Annotated in this window: 7 protein-coding genes and 1 pseudogene; 3 read left to right on the plus strand and 5 right to left on the minus strand. The window is 71.7% G+C overall.

Translation table 11 applies throughout. The annotated features are described in order from the left end of the window. Nucleotides 1-183: 183 nt before the first annotated feature. Genes E1267_RS24600 through E1267_RS24610 form a run of 3 tightly spaced genes read left to right on the plus strand, consistent with a single transcriptional unit; the run spans nucleotide 184 to nucleotide 2,707 of the window. Nucleotides 184-1,146: an ABC transporter substrate-binding protein gene (locus E1267_RS24600; protein WP_165959765.1), complete on the plus strand. Its 963-nt coding sequence runs from the start codon at nucleotides 184-186 to the stop codon at nucleotides 1,144-1,146. Next, nucleotides 1,143-1,922 carry an ABC transporter permease gene (locus E1267_RS24605; protein WP_132335374.1) on the plus strand — a complete coding sequence of 260 codons (780 nt, stop codon included), beginning with the start codon at nucleotides 1,143-1,145 and terminating at the stop codon, nucleotides 1,920-1,922. Before E1267_RS24600 ends, E1267_RS24605 begins: the two co-directional genes overlap by 4 nt. Continuing rightward, nucleotides 1,919-2,707, plus strand: coding sequence for an ABC transporter permease (locus E1267_RS24610; RefSeq protein WP_132335376.1), 789 nt, complete (start codon nucleotides 1,919-1,921; stop codon nucleotides 2,705-2,707). Before E1267_RS24605 ends, E1267_RS24610 begins: the two co-directional genes overlap by 4 nt. Nucleotides 2,708-2,714: 7 nt before the next feature. Here the strand turns inward: E1267_RS24610 and E1267_RS24615 are convergent, their stop codons facing one another. From E1267_RS24615 to E1267_RS44545, 5 genes and pseudogenes are all read right to left on the minus strand, one after another. Beyond that, a complete protein-coding gene (locus E1267_RS24615) occupies nucleotides 2,715-3,725 on the minus strand; it encodes a nitrilase-related carbon-nitrogen hydrolase (RefSeq protein ID WP_132335378.1) in 1,011 nt (336 codons plus the stop codon). Then, nucleotides 3,726-4,169: a DUF3598 domain-containing protein gene (locus E1267_RS24620; RefSeq protein WP_132335380.1), complete on the minus strand. Its 444-nt coding sequence runs from the start codon at nucleotides 4,167-4,169 to the stop codon at nucleotides 3,726-3,728. 3 nt (nucleotides 4,170-4,172) lie between these two features. Beyond that, a complete protein-coding gene (locus tag E1267_RS24625; RefSeq protein WP_132335382.1) occupies nucleotides 4,173-5,558 on the minus strand; it encodes an aldehyde dehydrogenase family protein in 1,386 nt (461 codons plus the stop codon). Further along, complete coding sequence (locus tag E1267_RS24630) at nucleotides 5,555-6,352, minus strand: DUF1838 family protein (RefSeq protein ID WP_246064222.1); 798 nt, start codon at nucleotides 6,350-6,352, stop codon at nucleotides 5,555-5,557. The genes E1267_RS24625 and E1267_RS24630 overlap by 4 nt, the downstream gene beginning before the upstream one ends. A 392-nt stretch (nucleotides 6,353-6,744) precedes the next feature. Further along, a pseudogene (locus E1267_RS44545) lies at nucleotides 6,745-7,349 on the minus strand (hypothetical protein); the annotation flags it as partial.

A 7,349-nucleotide genomic window follows, 5' to 3' on the forward strand; every position in this document is an offset into this window, starting at 1 on the left:
GCCGTGCGGTGGGTCCGATGATCAGATGTGCCGGACCCGAGCTTGCCATGCCGGTGCGTGATCGACAAAGGGTGGGCCCGGGTGGATCGGGTTACCGTAGGCTCGACGTCCTGACGACCCTCTGGGCACCCCCTCTTGTCCCCCAGAAAGGCAGAAGCGATGAAGCTGGCCAGGATACTAGCCATGAGCATGGCGTTCGCCCTCTCGCTGAGCGCGTGCGGAGGGGGAGGCGAGAGCGACGGCGGCACCGCGGCCCCTGGATCGACCACGGGCGGGCTGGAGAAGACGCAGCTGCTGGTCGGCGTGGTGCCCGTGCCGTCGTCGGCGCCGCTGTTCATCGCGGAGAAACGTGGTTTCTTCAAGGAGGAGGGGCTGACCGTCAAGACGGAGATCATCCAGGCTCCGCAGGCGGTCATGCCGAAGATCCTCAACGGCAGCATGGACGCCTTCCTGACGAGCTACGTGTCACTGATGGCGATCAACGACTCGGGCGCGGCCACGCTCAAACTCTTCCAGCACAGCCAGGAGGCCGGGCCCGACGTCGCCGGCGTCGTCGTGGCCAAGGGGTCGCCGATCAAAGCCGCCGCCGACCTCAAGGGCAAGACGATCGCCGTCAACGTGCTGAAGGCGCTCGGGCAGACGCTGACCAACGCCCACCTTCAGGAGGCCGGGCTCAATCCGGACGACGTCAAATACGTCCCCGTGCAGTTCGCCGACCAGATCAGCGCGCTGTCCTCGGGCAAGGTCGACGCCGCCTGGCTGGTCGAGCCGTTCCTCACCGCGGCGAAGAAGGACGGCGCCACCCAGATCATCGACACCACCGACGGCGTCACCGCGGGCGTGCCGATCGACGGATGGGGCGTCACCCAGGACTGGCTGACCAAGAACCCCAGGACGGCCGCCGCCTTCCACCGTGCCCTGGCCAAGGCCCAGCAGATCGCGGGCGAGGATCGCAAGGCCATCGACGAGATCGTGCCGACGTACACGCAGATCCCCGCCGACGCGGCGGCGGCGATGACGCTCGGCACGTTCTCGATGGAGGCCGACAGGGCCAACGTGCAGAAGCTCGCCGACCTGCTGCACGGCTACGGCTACCTCAAGTCCAAGGTGGACGCGGCGCGGCTGTTCGCGTCGCTGGGCGGATGATCGATCGGCGGATCGCACGGGCGGCGCTCGGGGCGGCGGGCGTGGCGGGGTTCCTCGCCGTCGCCGAGGTGGCCGGCCGTCTCGGGATCGTCCCCGACGTGCTGCCGTACGCGTCGCGGGTGCTGGTCACGGCGGCGGAACTGCCGCTGGAGACACGGTTCAGGGCCGACGTGCTGGCCACGCTGGAGGCGTGCGTGAGCGGGCTGGCGATCGCGATCGCGGTCGCCGTGCCCGCCGGGCTGCTGCTCGGGACGGTGTCGTTCCTGGAGCGGTCGGTGCGGCCCCTGGTGGAGTTCCTGCGGCCGATCCCGTCGGTGGCGCTGATCCCGCTGGCCATGTTCCTGTTCCCGGTGAGCCACGACGCCAAGGTCGCGCTGATCGTCTACACCTGCTCGTGGCCGCTGCTGATCAACACACTGTACGGCCTGAGCGACGTCGACCCGCTGGCCAAGGACACCCTGCGGAGCTTCGGCTTCGGGCCGCTGGCCGTCGCGCTGCGGGTGAGCCTGCCGAGTGCGGCGCCGTTCATCGCGACCGGCGTGCGCATCGCCGTGTCCGTCACCCTGATCGTGGCGGTGAGCGTGGAGCTGCTGGCGCCGGGCGGGGGCGGGATCGGGGCGTTCCAGTCGCTGGCGGGCAGCGCCAACCGTACCGACCGCATGCTGGCCGCCCCGCTGTGGGCCGGTGTCATCGGGCTGGCCGCCAACCTGCTGTTCGCGACGGCCGAGCGCCGCCTGTTCCGCTGGCACGGTGCGCGTACGGGAGAGCCGGCATGACCGCCGCCCGGCGGCTGGTGTGGTACTGGCTGCTGCCCGTGGCCGTGCTCGCCTGGGAGCTGGCCACGCGCTCGGCGCAGGCCGCGTACTTCCCGCCGCCGTCGCGGATCGTCACCCGGCTGCACGAGATGTGGTTCTCCGGTCCGCCGTCACGGGTGTTTCTCACCGACGAGGCCGTCGCCGACCTGCTGCCGAGCCTGGCCAGGTTGTTCGCCGGGTGGGCGATGGCGTGCGCGGCGGGCGTGCTGGCCGGCGTGGCGCTCGGCCGCTCGCGGCGGCTGTCGGCCCTGGTCGAGCCGCTGGTGCACTTCGGCCGCTCGGTGCCGCCGTCCACGCTGGTGCCGGTCTTCCTGGTGCTGTTCAAGATCGGCACTCCGATGGAGCTGGCCTCCATCGTGTACGGCGTCATCTGGCCGGTGCTGATCAACTCCATGGACGGCGCCCGCCACGTCGACCGCCAGTACATCGAGACCGGCGTCGTCTACCGGCTGGGCCCCTGGCAGCGGCTCACCCGCGTCATCCTGCCCGCCGCCTCCCCGAAGATCTTCGCCGGGCTGCGGCTGAGCGTGTCGCTGGCGCTCATCATGATGGTGATCTCGGAGCTGGTCGGCAGCAGCGAGGGCATCGGGCACCGCATGCTGGAGGCGCAGAGCCAGTTCGACATCCCTGCCATGTGGGCGGGCATCGTGCTCCTCGGGCTGCTCGGCATCGCGCTCAACGCCGCGTTCCTGGGCGTCGAGCGGCTGGTGCTCTCCTGGCACCGGGGCGCCAGGACCGGCGTCTGACCCTCGCCTAACCCTCGCCGTCGAGCAGCCGTTCGATCGTCTCCTTCTGGCGGGCCGTGAACCAGGCCCGTTCGCGCGGGCCGGACGCCAGGCCGCCGGGGCGCTCGACGTCGTGGCGGGCGTACTCCTCGGCCCACAGGCCGGTCTTCACACGGCTGAGCAGGTTGCCCATCCCGGGCCGCCGCCGGCGCCGGCGCAGCGCCGCGAGGTCCAGCTCGGCGGCGGCCACCAGCGACTCGCCCGCGCCAGCCCGCGCCAGCAACCGGCCCTCGTGGTCGAGCACCTCGGAGCCGCCGTTGGTGGAGTCGCCGGGGATCGCGATGCCGGACAGGCCTCCGCTGTTGGCCGAGACCACGCAGGCGTGGTTCTCCACCGCCCTGGCACGGCGGGCGATCGCCTTGGGCGTCGGCTCCGGCGAGGACGCCTCGGACGTGGGATGGCAGAAGACCTCGGCTCCACGCAGGGCCAGCGCGCGGGCCAGCTCGGGCATGAGGACCTCCTCGGAGGCGAGGACCGCCAGGTTGCCGATCTCGGTACGGGCCACCGGCAGCACGCCGTCCATGCCGTGGACGTCGAGGTAGCGCTCCCACACGTCGTACGGGGTCGGCGTGAACATCGAGTGCAGCCGCCGGTAGCGCAGCACCGCCTCCCCCTGCGGGGAGAGGATCACCGACGCCTGGAAGTACAGCTCGGGGAAGTGCTCGTCCCGCTCGTACGCGTTGACGCACAGGAACAGCCCGTGCCGCGCGGCGATCTCCCCGAGCGCACGGTATTCGGGGCCGTCAGGGTCCAGCGCGGCCCGGTCACGCCATTCGGCGAAGCTCTCCCGCATGGGGAACCCGGTCAGCACGTATTCCGGCAGCACCACCAGGCGCAGGTCCGGCCCGAGCCAGGCCGCCGAGCCGCGGACCCGTTCGGCGATCCGCTCGACGGCGGCGGCGATCTCGGCCCGCGGATCGGCGGCCGCGTTGACGGCGCGGGTCTCCACCTGCAGGGCGAGCGCGGTGAAAGAGGTCATTCAGCCGACCCGCCGCTCGTTGATGAGCGTACGCCGCACGCAGACGCCGTCGCGGATCCACTGCCAGACCCTGCTGCGGGTGTCGCCCGTCTCGCTCAGCACGATCAGCTCGAACAGCCGCAGGTCCTCCCCTTCGGCCTTGTACTGCCAGCGCAGGTAGATGGTGGACTCGTCCAGCTCCCAGAACTCGCCCTTGAGCCGGTCGGTGTCGAATCCGCAGCGCCCGCCGCCGAGGTGGCGGCCGGGGAACTCGTGCACCTCGACCCGGCCGTCGTCCCAGGTGTAGCGGTTGGTCTGGTGGTAGACGTCGTCGCCGGCGATGGCGCAGGTCATCTCGGCGCGGTGCCGGTCGAGCACGGCGCCCCCCGGGTCGACGTGCACGTACTCGCCTTCCCACTTGCCCTCGTGCCGTGCCAGCAGCGGCATGTCCTCGCGAAGTCCCACGTTCTACTCCTTGTCCAGCGGATGCCACCACGGGTCGGCGGCCCGCGAACGGTTGATCAGGAACGTCCTGCGGCGCAGGAACCGGCGGATCGAGGCGGCGCCCATGCGCGAGCGGCCCAGGCCAGACAGGCCGAAGGAGTCCTTCTCGCCTTCGTGCACGAGCGCGGTCAGGGACGCGTCGTTGACGCTGACCGCTCCCACGCGCAGCCGCGCGGCCACCTCCATGGCGTCCTGTTCCGAGGCGGCGAAGACGGCGGCCGACAACCCGTAGACGGAGTCGTTGGCCAGGGTCACCGCCTCCTCGGCGCCGGCCACGGCCATGACCGGCAGCACGGGGCCGAACGTCTCCTCCGTCATGACCCGCATCTCGTGCGTGACCCGGGACAACACGGTGGGCCGGCACCAGCGGCCGCCGCCGTGTCGCTCGATCTCACCCCCCGTGTGCACGATCGCGCCCTTGGCCGTCGCGTCGGCCAGTTGGGCGGCGATCACCCGCCAGTGCCCCGGCCGGATGATGGGGCCGATCGGGCCTCCCTCGCACGTCAGCCCCACCCTGGCGGCCTTGCTCGCGAGCAGGTCGAGGAAGGCGTCGTGCGCGCCGCGCTCGACGTACACCCGCTCGATCGACTGGCAGGACTGCCCGGCGTTGGCGGTGCCGCCCCACAGGATCGCCGACGTGGCCCGGTCGAGGTCGGCGCCGGCCAGCACGATCGCCGGGTCCTTGCCGCCCAGTTCCAGGAACGCCGGCACGAAGGCGCGGGCCGCCGCCTCGGCCACCCGCCGTCCCGTGTCGACGCTGCCGGTGAACACCACGGCGTCCACCATTCCCACCAGCGCGGCCCCGCTCTCGCCGTCGCCCTCGACCACCCGCAGCGGCAGCTCAGGAGGCACCAGCCGCATCAGCGGCTCGATGAAGCGCGGGGCCACCTCGCTCGGTTTGACCAGCACGGAGCAGCCGGCCGCCAGCGCGGGCGCGGCGTCGATGAGGGCCATGAGCAGCGGGAAGTTCCACGGGCTGATCACCCCCACGAGGTCGTACGGCACCAGGTCGCCGTCCACCACGATCCCCGGCACCGACGCGGCGGACGGCGCGGGCGGCCTCAGCAGGGCGGGCGCCTCGCGGGCCCAGCGCCCTACCAGGCCGGCGGCGAGCCGCCGTTCCAGCGACGACTCCCCCACCCGGCCGGTGTCGGCCACCAGCGCGGCCAGCAGGTCGTCGTCGGCCGCCAGCGCGGCGGCGAACGCCGACAGGGCCCTCTTGCGGTCCGCCCGCCGCCACTCCTCGGCGCGCACACGCAGCTCGGTCGCCAGGCTTGCCAGCTCGGCGGGCGTCGCGGGCACCAGCTCGCGTTCGGCCCAGCCCGTGAGCGGGTTGCGTACGGTGCTCATGATCGACCGTTGGCGGCGCACCATCCCGCCCAGGTGGTGGCGCCCTTGCCGAGTTGCTTGGCGTGGAACGACGTCCAGGAGTTCTGGCTCGGTCCCGGCTCGGCGGGCGCGCTGGTGAACCTCGGATGGTCCGCCTCGACCGCCGCGCGCAACCACGGCTCGACGTCCTCGTAGGAGTCGAGCGTCCAGCCGCGGGCGTGGTAGGTCAGACCACCGCGCACCTCGGTCTCCGCCAGGCACATGAACGGCGCCCACGGGCTCGTCCGCGCCCAGCTGACCTTGGTCTTCATCGCGCCTCGCGGGACGACACCGGGGACGGCGCGGGCGGCGACCTCGCGTTGGTCCACCGAGAAGTCGAACATCTCCTGCGCCGTGTAGACGCCGCCCAGCAGGCCGAACCGCTCGCCGAGCGTGGCGCCCAGATCGGCACGTACGGGGATGTCGCTGGTCCACACCGTCTCGTCGTGCAGCCGCACCAGCGGGGGCCCCTGGTAGGAGGGGGTGATCGGGAACGGGCCGAAGTTCACCGCGTCGTTGTTGATGGGGACCACCGGGTACGTCCTGCCGTCGACGGGGTTCGTCCACTCGCGTACGATCCGCGTCGGGTCGGCGGGGTCGGTGTAGAAGACGATCTCGCGGGAGAGCTGGTGAAGCTGGTTGGTCCCGGGCACCCGGTAGAGCCGCCGGATGTTGTATCCCTCGATGTTGAACACCTTCTGGCCATGCCTCATGGCGGAGTCGAGGGCGTTGCCGGTGACGTTCGCGAAAACCGAGCCCGAAATCCGGAAAACCATGTCCTTGCCGTCGGGGCGGCCGAAAGTCTGGAGCGAGAGCAGGGCACTTTTCCCGGTGACGGTTCTGAAAACCGGACCGGGGTGGGTCGGCTTCCCGGCCTCGGCAGCGGCCGCCGGGCCGGTAATGGTGCCGCTCGCGAACAACAGGACGAGAGCAAAAGACGCCGTCAATCTGCGTGTGAACATGGACGCTCCGCACCGTGAAAGCAGGGTGACGCCTATTCTGATCATGCGTGTACCGGCATTGTCCAGGGGTGGCTCACCGCCTGATTCAGCGCTTCTCGTAACCATTGAGCACCTTTCCTGCACGGTGGACCAAACGGTGGAGCCGAGCCGCGGGGCCGTACGGGCGCGGCGGGCGGGATCGGAGCAGCTCACGGGCGGCCTGCCGGTCATGGGGCCTGCCTCGGAGGCGTTCCGCGCCGGTGGTGAGGCGGCGCGCTGCCCGTGCCGATGTCGTCGCGCGCCGCGCGCACGCCCTGCTGGAAACCCTCCAGGCGGTTGCGGACCCGTTCGGGCGAGATCCGCGCAATGGGGGCCACGCCCTTCGGGGTGGAGGCGCTGTCGGCGGTGCCGGGCACCAGGTTGGCCCTCGGCACTCGTTTGGGCAGGCCGGAAGGGGTGGCGCCGTCGTCGACCGGGCTGGCGGCGGCCTGCGCGGCGCTCCAGCCGGCGTCCGCCTGGGGCGAACTCCACACATCGCTACGGTCGCGGTCGAACCAGGCCGACTCCACGGCGGCGAAGATCGGCAGGTAGTCGTCGCCGCCCGGCCCGGCGGCCGGGCCGGTCTGGAGCGGGTCGTACCCCGGTGACCTGGAAGGCGGGGCGGGGGCGTACATGCCGTGTGTGCCCGGCCATGGCGGTGGCGGCCCGAGGTGCGGTCCCGGGCTCGGAGCGACCGAGGGGTCGGTGGCGAAGGACGGCCAATTCGCGACCTCGGGCGTGGAGAACGGCTCCGGCTCGGCGCCGGGCAAGGCGGAACGCCCGGGATCGGCGC

Origin of the sequence: Nonomuraea longispora, from assembly GCF_004348345.1 — a bacterium.
GTDB lineage: Bacteria > Actinomycetota > Actinomycetes > Streptosporangiales > Streptosporangiaceae > Nonomuraea > Nonomuraea longispora.

Coding starts and splice junctions, on each gene's coding strand:
- E1267_RS24630 (WP_246064222.1), bottom strand. CDS start 6,352: ATGGTTTTCCGGATTTCGGGCTCGGTTTTCGCGAACGTCACCGGCAAC.
- E1267_RS24625 (WP_132335382.1), bottom strand. CDS start 5,558: ATGAGCACCGTACGCAACCCGCTCACGGGCTGGGCCGAACGCGAGCTG.
- E1267_RS24610 (WP_132335376.1), top strand. CDS start 1,919: ATGACCGCCGCCCGGCGGCTGGTGTGGTACTGGCTGCTGCCCGTGGCC.
- E1267_RS24605 (WP_132335374.1), top strand. CDS start 1,143: ATGATCGATCGGCGGATCGCACGGGCGGCGCTCGGGGCGGCGGGCGTG.
- E1267_RS24600 (WP_165959765.1), top strand. CDS start 184: ATGAGCATGGCGTTCGCCCTCTCGCTGAGCGCGTGCGGAGGGGGAGGC.
- E1267_RS24615 (WP_132335378.1), bottom strand. CDS start 3,725: ATGACCTCTTTCACCGCGCTCGCCCTGCAGGTGGAGACCCGCGCCGTC.